Annotated in this window: 8 protein-coding genes; 1 reads left to right on the forward strand and 7 read right to left on the reverse strand. The window is 64.1% G+C overall.

Annotated elements, in window-relative coordinates; genetic code table 11:
- Positions 1–32: 32 nt before the first annotated feature.
- On the reverse strand, positions 33–1298 hold the full coding sequence (gene urtA / locus BFP99_RS09585) for an urea ABC transporter substrate-binding protein (RefSeq protein ID WP_027607732.1): 1266 nt from the start codon (positions 1296–1298) through the stop codon (positions 33–35).
- A 312-nt stretch (positions 1299–1610) separates the two neighbouring features.
- On the opposite strand from urtA, the gene BFP99_RS09590 reads away from it, so the two are divergent.
- On the forward strand, positions 1611–8171 hold the full coding sequence (locus BFP99_RS09590; protein WP_176719689.1) for a DUF4329 domain-containing protein: 6561 nt from the start codon (positions 1611–1613) through the stop codon (positions 8169–8171).
- 3 nt (positions 8172–8174) lie between these two features.
- On the opposite strand, the gene BFP99_RS09595 is transcribed toward BFP99_RS09590, so the two are convergent.
- The 6 genes from BFP99_RS09595 to BFP99_RS09620 all read right to left on the reverse strand — a co-directional run bounded on the left by BFP99_RS09595 (position 8175) and on the right by BFP99_RS09620 (position 16738).
- Positions 8175–9185, reverse strand: a complete 1011-nt coding sequence (locus BFP99_RS09595; RefSeq protein ID WP_065947153.1) for a FecCD family ABC transporter permease — start codon at positions 9183–9185, stop codon at positions 8175–8177.
- Complete coding sequence (locus BFP99_RS09600) at positions 9182–10129, reverse strand: ABC transporter substrate-binding protein (RefSeq protein ID WP_065947154.1); 948 nt, start codon at positions 10127–10129, stop codon at positions 9182–9184. The genes BFP99_RS09595 and BFP99_RS09600 overlap by 4 nt, the downstream gene beginning before the upstream one ends.
- Positions 10126–10908 (reverse strand): ABC transporter ATP-binding protein, encoded by a 783-nt coding sequence (locus tag BFP99_RS09605; protein ID WP_065947155.1) that lies wholly within the window; start codon positions 10906–10908, stop codon positions 10126–10128. Before BFP99_RS09605 ends, BFP99_RS09600 begins: the two co-directional genes overlap by 4 nt.
- Before the next feature lie 44 nt (positions 10909–10952).
- On the reverse strand, positions 10953–13061 hold the full coding sequence (locus BFP99_RS09610; RefSeq protein ID WP_065947156.1) for a TonB-dependent receptor: 2109 nt from the start codon (positions 13059–13061) through the stop codon (positions 10953–10955).
- A gap of 152 nt (positions 13062–13213) precedes the next feature.
- On the reverse strand, positions 13214–14596 hold the full coding sequence (locus tag BFP99_RS09615) for a PepSY-associated TM helix domain-containing protein (protein WP_065947157.1): 1383 nt from the start codon (positions 14594–14596) through the stop codon (positions 13214–13216).
- 72 nt (positions 14597–14668) lie between these two features.
- A complete protein-coding gene (locus BFP99_RS09620; protein ID WP_065947158.1) occupies positions 14669–16738 on the reverse strand; it encodes a TonB-dependent copper receptor in 2070 nt (689 codons plus the stop codon).
- Positions 16739–16765: the final 27 nt, after the last annotated feature.

The following is a 16765-nucleotide window of genomic DNA, read 5'->3' on the forward strand; positions in this document are numbered from 1 at the left end:
GCCCCCTCCCACAGTTGACCTGTGGTCGGGCTTTAGTTGCTCTTCACCGCGTAGTCCGGCTTTTTGTCATTGCCAGGAATGTACGGGCTCCACGGCTGCGCCCGGATCGGCTCCTGGGTCTGCCATACCACCGAGAACTGCCCGTCAGACTGGATCTCGCCGATCATCACCGGCTTGTGCAAGTGGTGGTTGGTCTTGTCCATGGTCAGGGTAAAGCCCGACGGCGCGGCGAAGGTCTGGCCAGCCAGGGCTTCGCGCACTTTGTCGACGTCGGTGGACTTGGCTTTCTCGGCTGCCTGCGCCCACATGTGGATGCCCACGTAGGTGGCTTCCATCGGGTCGTTGGTCACCGCTTTGTCCGCGCCCGGCAGGTTGTGTTTCTTCGCGTAGGCTTTCCAGTCGGCGACAAACTTCTTGTTCACCGGGTTCTCCACTGACTGGAAGTAGTTCCAGGCCGCGAGGTTGCCCACCAGCGGCTTGGTGTCGATGCCGCGCAGTTCTTCTTCACCCACGGAGAAGGCCACCACCGGTACGTCGGTCGCCTTCAAACCCTGGTTGGCCAGCTCCTTGTAGAACGGCACGTTGGAGTCGCCGTTCACGGTGGAAATCACCGCCGTCTTGCCACCGGCGGAGAACTTCTTGATGTTGGCGACGATGGTCTGGTAATCGGCATGGCCGAACGGGGTGTAGACCTCTTCGATGTCCTTGTCCGCCACGCCTTTGGAATGCAGGAACGAACGCAGGATCTTGTTGGTGGTGCGCGGGTACACATAGTCGGTGCCGAGCAGGAAGAAACGCTTGGCGCTGCCGCCTTCTTCGCTCATCAGGTATTCCACCGCCGGGATCGCCTGCTGGTTCGGCGCCGCACCGGTGTAGAACACGTTCGGCGACATCTCTTCACCCTCGTATTGCACCGGGTAGAACAGCAGGCCGTTGAGCTCTTCGAACACCGGCAATACCGACTTGCGCGACACCGAGGTCCAGCAGCCAAACACCACGGCGACCTTGTCCTGGGTCAGCAGCTGCCGGCCCTTTTCCGCGAACAACGGCCAGTTCGACGCCGGGTCCACCACCACCGGCTCAAGCATCTTGCCGTTCACCCCGCCCTTGGCGTTGATCTCGTCGATGGTCATCAGCGCCATGTCTTTGAGGGACGTTTCGGAGATGGCCATGGTCCCGGAGAGCGAGTGCAGGATGCCGACCTTGATGGTCTCGGCGGCCTGCACGGTCCAGGTCAGGCCCATGGCGACAATGGAGGCGGACAGGGTGAAAGCCTTGATCAAGCTGCGACGCTTCATGGTGCGGTCTCCGTAAACGTTTAGTTTTTTTTGATAGGCCGATGTGAACGCTGTAGGGGTACTAGCAAGGGCTGTGCCCGATGGCCAAACACCCGGTTTTGCGGGGGCTGGAGCCCGGTGCCTGGCGTTGGCGCACCAATGCGGAGCGTGCAGGCGTTGGCGGTGCAGGGGATGCGCCTAAAGAGTGCCTGGGGGCCTCGATAACTATGCAGCGCCCTGCTGGCGGTTCAAGCGAGGACGCTTCTGCATGGCAAGCGTTGTGCGAGCCCGGTGCCCATGGGCACCGACGACGAACATGATCAAGGGAGTGTCATGCAAGAGCATTTATCCAGAGAGGAGCGCGCGGCAGCGAGGGGCCTTCGATACACCCTCAGCCCTGGGTTTATCAGTGCCGACGATGCTGCACGCTATGTGCACGAGCGCATTGGCGACAAGCGCGATCGCGAGTACGGCAGTGTCATTCTCCAGCGCCTGGCCGATAGCAAAGTGTTTGCCACCGAGCCGATTCCCGGCAAGGCGGCGACGTTCGACTTTTCTCTGTTGCTGGAGCGCGGGGCGCAGAACGAGTTCCTCGATCCTGCGGGCTACAAACTGGTGGGCGGGGTGCATTCTCACCCTGACCAGTTTGCCCAGCTCAAGGCCCTCAATCCCGGTTATCGGGATCGCCAGGTGCGTATCTTCAACAGCTTTTTTTCCACCCGCGATGTGGTCTTCAACCACTACGAAGGGCGTGCGTTCGGCACCGCCTACTTGTCGGGCCCCCAGGGTGTATTGCTCAAGTACCAGCCGGGTTTTTCCGAGGCCGAACGCAAGTTTGTCGACTGGATCGACGACGTCAGCACGGCCGTGCCCGCCGATGGTCACGATGGCACGCTCGAAGGCTTTATCAAGAAAGTGGCGTCGGTAGGCCGCTTGTCGTTGCTGGTCGCCAGCGATGACTGGGGCGGGGTGCCCGGTGTCATCGATCAGCGCTGGCGGCCCTATCTGCCACTGAACAGCGGCCAGCCCACCATCGCCTGTGGGGCGGTGTATCCCGAGGCCACCCAGGCGCTCAACGCCGTGCAGGCGCGCATGCGGCGCATGCCGAATGTCAGCCAGATGGCCCTGCTGCTCAAGCATGAGCTGCGCGATGAATTCGCCGCCACCCAGCCCTTCGTACTCAGCAGTGCCGAGCAGTTGCCCACCGACAACCACCTGCCTTTGCTGGCGGGCGGGCCACCCTTGCCGGAGGGCTTTCACCTGCAGGGCTTCTTCTATCTGTCGCGGCCGGTACCGGCGCAGTTTCCGACGGTGGAACCGTGGCTGTACCAGCAGTTCTTCAGCCCTCGGGAGCTGGCGGCCTACATCGCCACGGCCCGCCGCTACATGCATACGGCGCCCTCCGTGCTGGGCATCTCGCTGTACCTGCGCACCAAGGACAATGCCTTGCTGCGCTACCGGTTCAGCGGCTCACCGGCGGAAACGCGATTGTTCACCACCGATGAGCCCGGCCTTCACCTGGCCCTCGCGGCGGGAACCCTGACCCCGCGCCAGTTTGTGAAGCAGGTGGCCGAAGCCGGTGAGTTGAGCGTCGAACAGACCAGCCCGCTGTGGGACGTGGAAGGCGTGGTCGAGAACAACTGGACGCCCTATGCACGCTTCCCGTTCAAGCAGGCCACCCTCGGCCAGGCGTTTTCGTCGGCCGACAAGGCCGCACAGTTTGCCCATGCGCAGGTGGGCGAGCGCCGTGACCGCGCCTATGTGGCGCTGATTCTGAAGCACCCCGACCAGCACTTTGTACTGACGCAATTGCTGCAGGCGGGCACCAACCCTTATGGGTTCCAGGGGTTCTATCCGTGGGACGCTTACAGCAAACAGTTGGCGTTGCCCGGTGGTTATCAACTGCACGCCTGGTTCGGCTCGCACATGGCGTTGTCATGGGGGAACCTCGATGCCGACTTCAAGACGAAGTGGACCCGTGACGATGCCAGTGTCTACTTCCAGGGCTTTACTGATGTCGAGGCCCACAGGATTCATCAACTGCGCGTGCCGGGCTACCTCTCTGGCGCGGCAGACTGCCTGCTTGTGCTGGAGCCGGAAGGGGCGGACCAGGCCGCATTCACGCGATTGTTCGCGCCGGCGCCGGGCGGCAGCCTGATTGCCAGAGACCTGGCGGACGGTACCTATACGCCTGCCGAAGGCGTGCGCAAGTTGGCTGGGGTCAGTCGCCTGCGGGTGGTCCTGGGCAATGCGCTATGGGGGTCGCCTGGCGTGATTGACCGGCACTGGCGAGCGTTTGCCGCTGAGCCGTCCCTGCCGAGCGGCGCGACCGCCGTGGCCACTCTGCCGGCCTTGAGCCCGGCGTTTGTGTCCGCGGATGACGCGGCGCTCTGGGCTCACCGGCGTATCGGGACGCGACGCGAGCGTGAGTTCGGTGGGGTCATCCTGAAAAAGCCTGGCGGGCACTTCTTTGCCACCGAGCCGCAAGTCAGCACCGGCGCGCGGTTCGACTTCCTCACCCTCCTGGCCACGGATGATCGCGCCCAGTTCATTGCTCCGCCCTCTTATGAATGCCAGGGCTTCTACCGTTCCTACCCGGCCGAGCCTGGCGAGGTGGAGCGCTACAACCCGGGCTTCAACCCGGACCAGGTCGCGCTGACCGGCAGCTTCTTTTCGAATGCCGATCAGGTGTTTGCCCTGTCCCACCGTGATTTCACCCCGGTGCATTATCTGTCCGGTCCTGACGGCACATTGCTCAAGTACACGAGCAGCGGTTCCCAGGCCGAACAATCCCTGTTGCGGCAGTTGACGGGGATCGAGCCGGCGCAGCCTCTCACCGGGTTCGAGGGGGCGGTGTGGAACCTGGCGCAGGCCGGGGACTTGCGGGTCGTGGTGGGCAGCAAGGTCTGGGGTGGGGTGCGGGGGCGTGTGCTGCACGGCTGGACCCTGGGCAGCCCTGTTACCTCGGTGCAGGACCTGCCGTTTTTTACCCCGCTGCTGTCGATGGGGCACAGTGCGGTGCTGGTCGCCCTGAGCAGCGTCGACTTGCTGGGGCAGGCGGCGGTGGGCGTGGTGCTGAAACACCGTACCACCTCGAATTACATCGCTACGCTGCCGGCGCCGTTGGGGACGACCCTGGACAGTCTGTTTCCCGTGGGGGACCGCGGTGAGCCAAGGCTGGTGCCGAATTATCGCCTGGTGGGTCTCTATCACGCCCAATCAGCACAGGCGCCGCAGAGGCTGCCACCCATGGACGCATGGCTCTATAAGCGTTTCGCTACGCCGGCGGTGCTGGTGGATGCCATGAGACAGTCGATCGCCAGCGCCGGTATGCAGATCGCCGCGCTCGGTCTCAAGCTGTATCTGCGCACCGCTGATAACGCTTTGCTGCACTGGCAGGTGCCGAGTGCCTCGTCTGCCAACGAGCTGTTTGTCGTCGACGGACAAACCGTGACCGACAACGGCAATGAAGCGGCCTTGCTCGACGGCACATTGTCGCCGCGGGATTTCGTGCGCCGCGTGATGCGCGCGGGGGAGTTGTCGGTGGTCCAGCAAGGTGGCCTGTGGAACACCCTCGGGCCGTTGTATGACAGCGAGCACTTGCCGCTTGGCTCCGGCGAGCGGCCCTTGAGCGGGATGTTCCTGACCGCGGACGACGCTGCGCGGCATGCCCATGAACGCATCGGCGTTCGCCGCAGCAATGCCTATGCCGGGTATGTCCTCAAGCGGGACGATGGGCGATTTGTGTTCACTGAGCCGGTGGCCATTTCCGGCGACGGCTTTGCCTCCGACCTGCTGCGCCCTGCCAACGGCAGCGCTTATCTGGTGCCGCCTGCGGACCATCAGCTCTATGCGCGCTACAGTTCGCATACCGCGTTATCCGTGGCTGACCTGGAACGCCAACGGCGTCTTGGCTGGACGCTGGCCGACCTGGAAGTCAACGCCACGCTGTTCTCCGATGTGGAGATCCGTTCGGTGATCGAATCGCGGCTGCCGGCCTATCTGAGCGGTTCGCCGAATAACCTGATCAGCTATCGCCCCAGTGGTTCTGCCAATGAGCTGCTGGTACTGAGCAATACCCAGCGCGAGCCCGGCCAGCATGGCTATTTCGAACGGCTGGAGAGCGGCCAGCTCAAACCGGTGGACATCGTCGCCCGGCTGGCCGATGCCGGCACCCTGAGCGTGCTGGTGCGCAGCGCGTTGTGGGGGCCGCGTGGCAGGGTCTACAGCGACTGGACGCCCAACTTCGACTACGCCGAAGTCGATCTGCAGGCACCGGCGTTCGGCGCGATCTTCGACAGTCTCGATGCCGCGGCACTCAATGCCCATGTGCGCTGGTACGGCAGGAACCTGGATGCACAACGCTGTACGGCGTACATCCTCAAGCATCCGCAGCGCGATGAGTTTGTGGTCAGTGAACTGCTGGCGATCACCTCCGGCGGGCGTTGGTTGAGTGACTCCTCCAGGGGCGTCGGTTATCTGGCCGGTGGCGAATTCGCCAAGGGGTTCGAGCTGGCCGGCCTGCTGTTTTCGCAGCAATGGGTGCCGGCGGGATTGCCCACCCCCGAGGCCTGGCTGGCGCGGTTCTTCATCACCCCCGAGGTGCTGCTGCGCGCCGAACAGGATGCCCGGCATCTGCCGCGTCCGGCAGCCACTGCGATACTGCCGGTGTATGTGTCGACACACGATGGCGCCTTGTTGCGCTACCAACCTCCGGCATCCTCCCTGCTCAAGGAGGCCACCGACGGCACGGGCGTGATCATCGCCGGGATGAACCTGCACAACGGGACGCTGGACGTCCAGCGCTATGTGTCACAGGTCGCCCGGCCTGCGGACCTGCGGGTGCTCTACACCAGCCAGTGCTGGGACCGCCGGGGAGCGGTGGGCCAGGGTGGCGTGGCCTGGCGACCCTACGCCAACTTCATCCGCCGTCGCCTGGGCCCGGCCTTTCATTCCCAGGACGATGCGGCCCGGCACGCCCGTTCGCTGCTGCAGGGCAATGGTCTGCTGGGCGGGTTGATTCTGCAGCGTCCCGATGGCCTGTTTGTCGCCACCGAACCGCTCAAGGTGCCCCAGGAAGACTTCGACCCCAAGTGGATTTTCCCGGATGAGGTGGTCAGTACCGGTGGCTTCCCGGCGGCCCATACGGTGGTTGCACGTTACCGTTCCAGCCCGGCGCGGGAGTTGCCCTTCGTACTTGAACTGGCGCAGGCCGGCCTCTATCGCAACATGCTGTCCACCCGCGTGATTTCATCGGCCCTCGCAGGCCAGGACGCCCGCCTGAACCGCGAGTACCTGCTGGGTTCCGATGGCTGTGTGGTGAGCTACACACGCAGCCACTCCGCGCTGGAAGAAGCGCTGAGAAAACAGCTTTTGCCCCTCGACGAGACACGACTCGATCGCCTGGAAAACCTGCTCGAGCGTCAGATTCGCAATGCCGTGCTGGCGCCTGGCGAATTTGTCACGCGCCTGGCCAATGCGGGTATCTTGCGAGTGGTAGAGGGCAGCCCGACGTGGGGCGCGCCACGCCGGATCACTGGCGCCTTCATCGTCAATAGCGACCGTCCCGCGCCATTGGCGATCCGGAACGCACTGGCAGACCCGGCGTTCAGTCCGCTGTTCACCCAGGAGCAGGACGCGGTGCGGTATGCCCATCAGCATCGTCGGCATGGCGAACACCTGCAGTTCGGCTACGTGTTCAAATCGCAGAAAAACGGGCACTACATGGTCAGCATGCCGCTGGTGCGCCAGAGCTATCGTGACTTTGCGCAAGTCTTTCCCGACGGTCTTTTCCCCCAGGGTTATGGGCTGGAAGGCTTCTACCTGTGTGCCAGCAGCGACAGCGTCACGCCGGCCACGGATCCGTTGCACCAGGCATTTTTTTCGCCCACGGACATGGACATCGGCATCCGCTTCTCGATTCACGGCATCAGGGGCAAGCAACTCACGTTTTACCTGTCATGCGCGGACGGTGCCCTGCTCAGGTATCAATACCTGGGCACGGATGCGCAGCTGGATTCGTGGGGCTCGCTGCTTGAAACACGGCAGCAGTTGCGCGCGGGCCGGATGACCCTGCTCAGTTACGTCCATCGCCTGCTCGACAAAGGGGTCCTGGATACGCTGGTCCGAGGCGAGGTCTGGACCACGCGCAATCGTGTCGATACGTTCTGGCAGCCCGGTGTCGATGAGGTGTTTGTGCCGCCTTGGCGTGCGGCCTGCGGTCCGGTTTTTTCCGCTGGGGATGATGCCGCGCGCTATCTCCGGCGCCAGCTTTCGCCATATCGGGGCAAACAGTATCTTTCGGCGATACTCGCCAACGCAGCGGGCACGTCGTTCCTGGCTACCTTGCCGGTAGCGGCCGGGGCCGACCAATCGCTGATTCTGCGCCTGTTCTACAGCGGGCCGCTGGGCCCTGTACAACCGGTGGTGCCGCCAGCGCCCCTGCCGGACTTTCCGCAGCCATATGCGGTTGCGGGTGTCCATCTGCTCTACAACAGCATGCCGGCCACCGACAGCCGGGCGCCGAAGGATATCGCCCTGACGCGTCATTTCGTGGCGCCGACCTTCCTGAGTTATTTCATCAGGGTGTTGCGCGGGCTGTCGCGGCCGTCGCCGGGTCTTTATCTGTCGAGCCAGGCCGGTGCGCTGTTGAAGTACCTGCCCAGTTATTCGGCGCAGGAAAGCCTGGTCCTGGTGGGCGGCTCCGACGTGTATCCCACCGTGTTCCTGAAGGGCGTGGCCAGGACCGGGAAGCTGTTTGTGCTGGACAAGGACGGCTTCTGGATGAACGAGGGGCTACTGTCCGAACAGCAAGTGGAGCGCTCCAATGGCCTGGAAATCGCCGTGCCCGAGGTCGACGAACCGCTGAGCCTGCGCGACCGCGACGAGCTGTAAGCGTCAGCGCTTGCGCATCAGGCCGATGAAGAACAGGCCGCCGATCGCCGCCGTGGCCACGCCGATCGGCAGGTCTTCGGGGGCGATCAAGGTGCGCGCCGCCACATCGACCCAGACCAGGAACAGGCTGCCCAGCAATGCACACACTGGCAGCAACCGACGATGCTCGGCGCCCACCAGGCGCCGGGCGATGTGCGGCACCATCAGCCCGACAAAGCCGATGGAGCCGCTGATGGACACCAGCACGCCGGTCATCAACGAGGCGACCAGGAACACCTTCAGCCGTACATTGCGGGCGTTCAGGCCAAGGGTCACGGCGGTCTGTTCGCCGGCCATCAGCGCGTTCAACGGGCGGGCCATGCCCACCAGCACCAGCAGCCCGAGCACTACGCTGGCGCCCGGAATCGCCAGCAGTCCCCAGCGTGCCAGGCCGAGGCCGCCGAGCATCCAGAACATCACCGCCGAGGCGGCGCGATGGTCGCCCATGAACAGCAGCAGATTGGCCGCCGCCATCATCACGAACGACACTGCCACGCCGCACAGCAACAGGCGATCACTCTCCAGCCGGCCATTGCGACTGGCTACCGCGAGCACCACGATCATGCTCGACAGGGCGCCGATAAAGGCGGCGATGGGCAAGGTCAGCAAGCCGATGATTTCACCTACATGCAGCACCACGATCACCGCGCCCAGGGTCGCGCCGGAAGTGACACCCAGCAGGTGCGGATCGGCCAGCGGATTACGCGTGACCGCCTGCAACACCGCACCGATCAACGCCAGCCCGGCCCCCACCAACGCCCCCAGCAGCATGCGCGGCACGCGGATCAGCCAGACGATAGGTACCTGCCCGGCCGACCAACTCACTTCGCCGATGCCGAAGACCTTGTACAGCAGGATGCGCCACACCACGTCCGCTGGTACCCGCGCCGGGCCGAAGCCCAGGGATATCACGCAGGACACCAGCAGCAATGCGCCCAGGGCGGCAAGCAGCAGGGGGTAACGACGGGTGATCATTCGCCGTGGAGCCCCTTGGCCAGGGTTTCCACCGCCAGCACGTTATCGATGCCCGGCGTGGCTTGTACATACGGGATCACGATAAAGCGCTGGTTCCTGATCGCGTCCACCCCTTGCAGCGCCGGGTTGTTGAGCAGGAACTGCTGTTTTTGATCGGCGGTGACTTCGCTGTAGTCGACGATCACGATCACCTGTGGATTGCGCTCGACCACGGTCTCCCAGTTGACGCGGGTCCAACTGGCGTCGACGTCATCGAGGATGTTGCGCCCGCCGGCTGCGTCGATCAGCGCCTGGGGCATACCGAGGCGGCCGGAGGTCATGGCGCGGTCTTCACCGCTGTCGTAGAGGAACACGCGCGGCTTGTCGGCGGGCAGGTCTGTCTGCACCTCGGCGACCTGTGCCTGCATCTGTGCGATCAAGGCATTGGCGCGGTCCTGCACGTCGAAGATCCTGCCCAGGTTGCGCAGGTCGTTATAGGTGTCGTCCAGGGTCGCGGCCGGGCGCTTCATCACGAAGGCGCACGACTCGGTCAGCTCGTAGACGTTGATCCCCAGCGGCTGCAGGGTGTTCGGCGTCAGGTCGCCGCCCACGCGCATGCCGTAGTCCCAGCCGGCAAAGAAGAAATCCACATTGGCATTGAGCAGGGTTTCCACCGACGGGTACTTGCTCGCCAGCTCCGGCAGGCCATCGAGGGTCCGGGCCATGTCCGGGGTGACCGACTTCCAGCCGGTGATGCCGCTATAGCCGGCCATCCGCGGTTTGAGGCCCAGGGCGAGCATCATCTGGGTCATATTGATGTCATGGCTCACCGCATGCTTCGGCGCCTCCTGGAAGGTCACGTCGCGGTTGCAGCTTTTGACGGTGACCGGGTAATGGGTGGCTTCAGCGAAGGCTGGTGAAGCACCGAACAGCAGGGCCACAAGGGCGAAGGCGCGCAGGATCATGGTTGGGTTATCCAGGTGATGCGGGGATAGTCGGCCAGGGGATGAGTGTCGATCAGCGCCTCGACGCCGAACACATCGCGCAGCAGTTCAGTGGTCAGCACCTGGTGAGGCGTGCCGCTGGCGACGATGCGCCCGTGGTCGATCACGTAGAGCCGATCACAAAAAGCGGCGGCCAGGTTGAGGTCGTGGATGCTGGCCAGGGTGCCGATACCCAGGCGCTTGACCAGCCTCAACAGCTCAAGCTGGTAGCGTGGATCGAGGTGGTTGGTCGGCTCGTCGAGGATCAGCAATTGCGGTTGCTGGGCCAGGGCGCGGGCGAGGATGACGCGCTGTTTTTCACCGCCCGAGAGGGTGGCGAAGGCATGCGCTTTAAAGCCCTGCATGCCCACCGATACCAGCGCCTGTTGCACCAGCTGCCGATCCTCCAGGGTGTCGCTGTCGAACAGGCCCTTGTGGGGCGTGCGGCCCATGGCGACCACTTCATCGACTCGCAGGCCAAAGGCATCCGGGAACTCCTGCAACACCACGGCGATACGTTGCGCACACCACTTGGCGCCTTGCTTCCACAGGTTCCGATGGGCGAGCAATACGTCGCCGCGTTCCGGCTGGGTGAACCGATAGGCGCAGCGCAACAGGCTGGTCTTGCCGCTGCCGTTGGGGCCGATCAGCCCGACGAACTCCCCCGCAGCGACGTGAAGGCCGGCGTCACGCAGTTGGAACGGGTGTTGGCTGTGGTTCGCCGGGGCCCAGTTGATGCGGGTGAGGGTGAGTGAAGTCATCAAGTCTCTCAAGGCCTGCAGGGTTCTAACGGTGTTTTGGTCAGTTAGAAGGTGTAGTCCGCCGTGACGAAGAACGAGCGCGGTTCACCGAGGATCCATTGCTGGCCGTCGTTGTACTGGCTGACCGCGTAGGTGCGGTCGAACAGGTTGTTCAGTTGCAGGCCCAGGGTGGTGTTGCGCATCGCCTTCCACGACAGCGTGGCATCGACCACGGTGTAGCTCGGCAGCTCGTTCTGGTTGGCCATGTCGGCATACCGTGCATCGACATAGCGCACTCCGGCACCGGCGCGGATGTCGTCGCTCAGGGCCTTGCTCAGCCACAGGTTGGCGGTGCGGCGTGGCACGTCCACCGGGCGGTTGCCGTCGCGGGACACTTGTACGCCGTCGACAGCCTGTTTGAAGTCGTCGTACTGCGCCCGCACGATGGCTGCGTTGGCTTGCAGCGCCCAGGCGTGCGGCAGTTGCAGGTCGAGGCTGGCTTCCAGGCCGCTGGAGGATTGCTGGCCGACTTGCTGCTTGAGGTCCGGGTTGCCAGGGACGTCGGTGAGCAGTTTCTTCTTGACGATATGGTAGGCCGCCACTGTCCATTCGCCGCGTTGATCCCAGAAGGCCTGCTTGAGGCCGATCTCGGTTTGCCTGGCGGTGGAGAGGTCGAACTGCTGCTGGCCAGGGCTCAGGGAAATCAGGCCGCCGACCCCGTCGGTGCTGGTGGCGTACTGGCTGTAGACCGAGGTGTCGGGGGTGATTGCGTAGACCAGGCCAGCCTTCCAGTTATTGCCGGTGAGGGTCTTGTCGCTTTGGCTGGCGTCACGTAAATCATCGCGCTCGACGTGGGCGTAGTCGCGGCGGATGCCGGTGACCAGCGCCAGTTGGTCGGTGAGTTGCAGGCGGTTTTCGGCGAAACCGGCAACGGTTTTGGTGGTGGTGGCGAACAGCGGTTTGAACGGGTTCTGGCTGTCGAACCGAGCGGGCGCCGGATCGTTGATATCCACCGGCTGGCCGCCGGGCAGCACGTCGTTGAACGGTGAGTTGCTGGCCAGGCGGAAACGGATGCGGTTGTATTCCACGCCCGTCACGGTCTGGCTGTCGAGGCCGAACAGGCTGTGCTTGAGGGTGAAGGTCTGGCGATCGCCGACCTGTTCCTGGTTGTGCTTGATGCCGAAGTTGCCGCTGCGGGTCAGTTGCCCGTTGGTGACGTTGTAGTTCTCGGCGTTCTGCCAGCGGCGCTGGTTCTTCAGGTAGAACAGTTCATTGGTGGCACTGACGTTGTCATTGATCTGCCACTCGCTGGTCAGGCGCGTCCACTGGTCGTTGTAGTGCTGGGTGTCGTTGCTGACGTTGTAGTTCTTGTGGCGCAGGCCCTTGTGCAACTGGCCATTGATCAGCGGCGTGCCGAAGTAGTTCTGCGGGCGCTGGTCGCCATAGTCGCTGGCCAGGGTGAAGCTCAGGTTGTCCGCCGCCTGCCAGCGCAGGGCGCCGCTGACGAAGTCGCTGCTGGAGTCGCCATGGTCGATAAAGCCGTGGCTGCGCAGGCGGTTGAGGTTCAGGCGATAGCTCAGGGTGTCGGTCAGCGAGCCGCCGCTGTCCAGAGCTTGTTGCTGGCGATCGTAGGCGCCGTAGCCGAGGCGGAGGTGGTTTTCGATCTCGCCTTCGAAGGGTTTTTTCGGCACGGTATTGATCACCGCACCGGTGGCGCCTTCGCCGTACAGCACCGAGGCCGGGCCGCGCAAAACGTCTACGCGTTCCACCGCCCAGGTGTCCACCGGGAAGGTCGAGGTGCCCATGCCCATGTACATGCGGGTGCCGTCGTACAGTTGCATCACCGAGCCCTGGCCGGTAAAACCACGGGCCGACAGCGAGGTGCCGCCATCGCCCGGTGTGCCGGTGCGGCTGATGCCGGTGGCACGGGAAATGGCGTCCTGCACGCTGGCGTCGCCACGCTCGCGGATCTGCGTACCGGTCTGGCTTTCGACACTGCCCGGGGTTTGCAGCGCGCTGAGATTCAGGCGCGAGCCTGCGGTGGTCGGCGTGTTCAGGTCGACGTGTTGGTCATCCACGGCCGCTGCGGTCACCGGGCTGGCGGGCAGGGTCAGGGCCTGGGCGCTGTCATGCAGGGCGAGCAGGCACAGGCCGGACACTAGGTACTTGTTCATTGGGCGGAAAATCGCTTCTTCGAGGCGGTGCTCGCCGCTGGGCGCGGCGAGCTGAGGTATGCAGCAAGTGTTATAAGTTAACACTTCCTGCGTCTTTGGCGAAAGCCCGCGTAAGACTACCTAACGCCTCTATGTAGGGCATCTCGCCTACTTCATAGCGAACCTGAGGTGGATTCACGTTGGCTGAACAACCGTGACAACACCAGGCGATCCAGCGCCCAGACCGCGATCAATGAGGCGCCCACCAGCGGGAACAGGAGCGCCAGCGCGAGCATGATCACCATCGCGGTTTTCCACTTCGGCAGGTCATGACGCAACGGCGGAACACCCAGGCCGCCCTGGGGCCGACGCTTCCACCAGATCACCACGCCACTCACCGCGCTGAGCAGGATCATCAGGCAGATCAGCAGCACGATCAGCTGGTTCACCCAGCCGAACATCTTGCCTTCGTGCAGCATCACGCCGGTCTCGGTGGCCCGTGCCACGGTGTTGTAGTGCGCCCAGCGCACATCGGCAAGGACCTTTCCGGTGTATTGGTCCACGTGCAGGGTGGCGTCGTTGCGCGGGTCGTCGGCGAACACCGCGACGGTGAACACGCCTTCGGCGGTGGTGGGGAAAGTGATGCTGTAGCCGGGCTCGACCTTGCGTGCCGTGGCCAGGTCCACCACCTGTTGCAGGCGCACCGTGGGCGCGGCGGGAGCAGCGTGCATGGCGCCGTGGTTCATGTGTTCGGCATGGTCGCCGGACATCGGCATCGGCGTGTTTTCCATGGCCCAGGGCACGGTCTGTTGCGTTGCGGTATTGAGCACCCGCGCCTGCTGATCGGACTGCGGCACGTTGTTCCACATCGCCGCCGGGAAAGTGTTCCAGAGGTCGGCGTATTGCTTGCCCCAGAAGCCGGTCCAGGTCATGCCGCTGAGCAGCATCACCAGCAGAAACGCCGCGCCCCAGAAGCCGGCGACGGCATGCAGGTCACGCCAGAACACGCGGCCACGGGTTGTGAAGCGCGGCCACAACACGCCGGCCGACGTTTTGCCGCGCGGCCACCACAGGTACAGGCCGGACACCACCAGCATCACGCCCCAACCGGCGGCGAGCTCTACCAGGCGGTCGCCGACGGTGCCGATCATCAGCTCGCCGTGCAGGGCGCGGGCGATGGCTTGCAGGTTGTTTTTCGCATCCTGCTCACCGAGTACGGTGCCGCGATAGGGGTCGACGAACACCGTCACTTCGCGCCCGCCGTCGTGCATCACGAACTGCGCGCTGCTGGTGGCGTCGGCGGGTGGCAGGTATTTGCTGATCTTGCCCTGGGGAAAGGCCGCCTGGGCGCGTTGCAATTGCTCGTCGGCGCTCAAGGCGTGCTCGGCGCTTTGCACCTTGAGCAGGTCGCCGTACATCAGCGGATCGAGCTGGGGTTTGAACAGGTAGATGATGCCGGTCAGGGCCAGCAGCACCATGAAGGGGGCGACGAAGAGGCCGGCGTAGAAGTGCCAGCGCCAGGCCAGGTTGTAGAAGGAAACTTTTTGAGTGGTCATCGGGGATGCTCCGCAAAGCTTGAATTTTTTGTCGTTGATCAGGCCGCTATCGGGGGCAAGCCCCCGATGCGTTTAGAAGCTCATGTCGACCTTGGTCCAAAGGGTCCGCCCCGGCTCCTTGATGGCCTGCGGATCGTTGGCCGGGTAGCCGAATCCGGCGTTGCCGGCCAGGTTCAGGTGTTCGGCGTAGGCCTTGCCGAACAGGTTGTCGACGCCGGTGCTGACCTTGAAATTCTTGTTGATGCGATACGCGCCATTGACCGAGAACACGCCAAAGCCGCCGCTCTTGTCGTAGTCCTTGCCGACCACATTGCCCTTGTTCTGGTCGATGCGGTTCTGCGCCGCCACTACCCGCCACAACGCGCCGGCACTCCAGTCGTCTTCGCTGTAGGTCAGGCCGAAGCGTGCGTCCAACGGCGGCATTTGCGGCAGGGCCTTGCCGTCGCTGCTGTTCTTGCCCCAGGCGTAGGCGAGGGTGGCGTCGGCTTTCCAATTGGGGGTTAGCTTGTAGGCCGCGCCCACTTCACCGCCCATGATGCGTGCGTCCACATTGCGCGCCTGGGAGGTGGTGCCCATCATCCCCGCCCGGTAATCGAACAGGATGAAATCACGCACCTGGCCGACGTAGCCCGACGCCCAGGCTTCCAGGTCGTCGGCTTTGTATTGCGCGCCGAAGTCGAGTTGGGTGGTTTTCTCCGGTTTCACGCCATCGAAGGCGTTGACCGAACCAACCGCGCCGGTGTTGGGCGAGAACAGCTCCCAGTAATCCGGGAAGCGTTCCGAGTGGCCCAGGCCGGCATAGAGCGTGGTCGGGCTGTCGGCCAGGTCGTGCTCGTAGCGCATAAAGCCCGAGGGCAGGGTGTCGGCGCGGGTGTCGTCGGCGGTCGGGTTGGCGCGTGCACTCATCCCGGAGCCGGTGGTTTGCCGGAAGTCCTTGGCCGAGGCGCGGTCCAGGCGCGCACCGGTGATCAGGCGGTCATGGTCGGCGGCGTACCAGGTCAGCTCGCCGAATACGCCGTAGTTGTGGAAGTTGGCGTCCTTGACCTTGGGCAAATCCTTGTAGGTGTCGATGCCCATGCTGCTGCGTTGGCGGTGTTCGTTGGTCTGCGCATCCAGGCCGCTGATCAGTTGCACATCGGCCCAGCGCCAGGTGGCCTTGATGCGCGCGCCGAGGGTGCGGCGGTCGACGTTGGAGGCCATGGGCCCGGCCATCATCCCGGTGCCCGAGGGCGTGCGCAGGCTGTAGTTGTCCATCACGTGGTCGGCATAGTTGTAGTAGACCTGGGCTTCGACCTTATCCAGCACTTCGCCGATATTCGATTTCTCGAAGCGCAGGCCCAGGCTTTCGCGCAGGAACTGCGAACCGTCCATGCCGCGCCCGGCGTAACGCGCTTCGCCGTCGCCACGGCCGGCGGTGAGCTCCAGCAGGGTGTCGGCATCCGGGGTGAAGCCGACGGCGACATCGCCATTCCATTTGTCGTAGCGCGAGGCGACGGTGTCGTTGTTGCCGTCCTTGTAGTCATCGGCATGGGCCTGGTTGCCGATCACCCGCACATAGCCCAGCGGCCCACCGGCGGCGGCATCGATGACCTTGTCGAAGCGCCCGTTGGAGCCTGCCAGCACACTCGCGTTGAGCCGCGTGCCGAGTTCACCGAAGTGTTCCGGTTCGCGCTCGAACAGGATGGTGCCGGCTGAAGCACCGGGGCCCCAGAGTACGGTTTGCGGGCCCTTGATCACGGTGAGCTTGTCGTAGGTTTCCGGCGAAATGTACGAGGTCGGCGCATCCATCCTGCCGGGGCAGGCGCCGAGCATCATGCTGCCGTTGGTGAGGATGTTCAGGCGCGAACCGAACATGCCGCGCAGTACCGGGTCGCCATTGGTGCCGCCGTTGCGTACCAGGGCGAAGCCGGGGATGGTCTTGAGGTAGTCGCCGCCGTCGCTGGCGGGCAGCGGTTGGCGAGGGTCTTTGGGGTTGGTGACCACGGTCAGCGGCGAGCTGGGCGCAATGGCGGTGATCACGGTGGGCGTCAGCTCATGCTCGGCGTGTTCATCGGCCTGGGCGTGGGGAACGAGCAGGGCGCCGCATAGGGCAGCGAGCACAGAGGTGCTTCCCAAACGGGAGTCAGCAGTAAACCTGGACATGACAAATTCCATCAATCAATCGTAAAC

The organism is Pseudomonas sp. 1 R 17, assembly GCF_900067035.1.
Classification (GTDB): domain Bacteria; phylum Pseudomonadota; class Gammaproteobacteria; order Pseudomonadales; family Pseudomonadaceae; genus Aquipseudomonas; species Aquipseudomonas marginalis.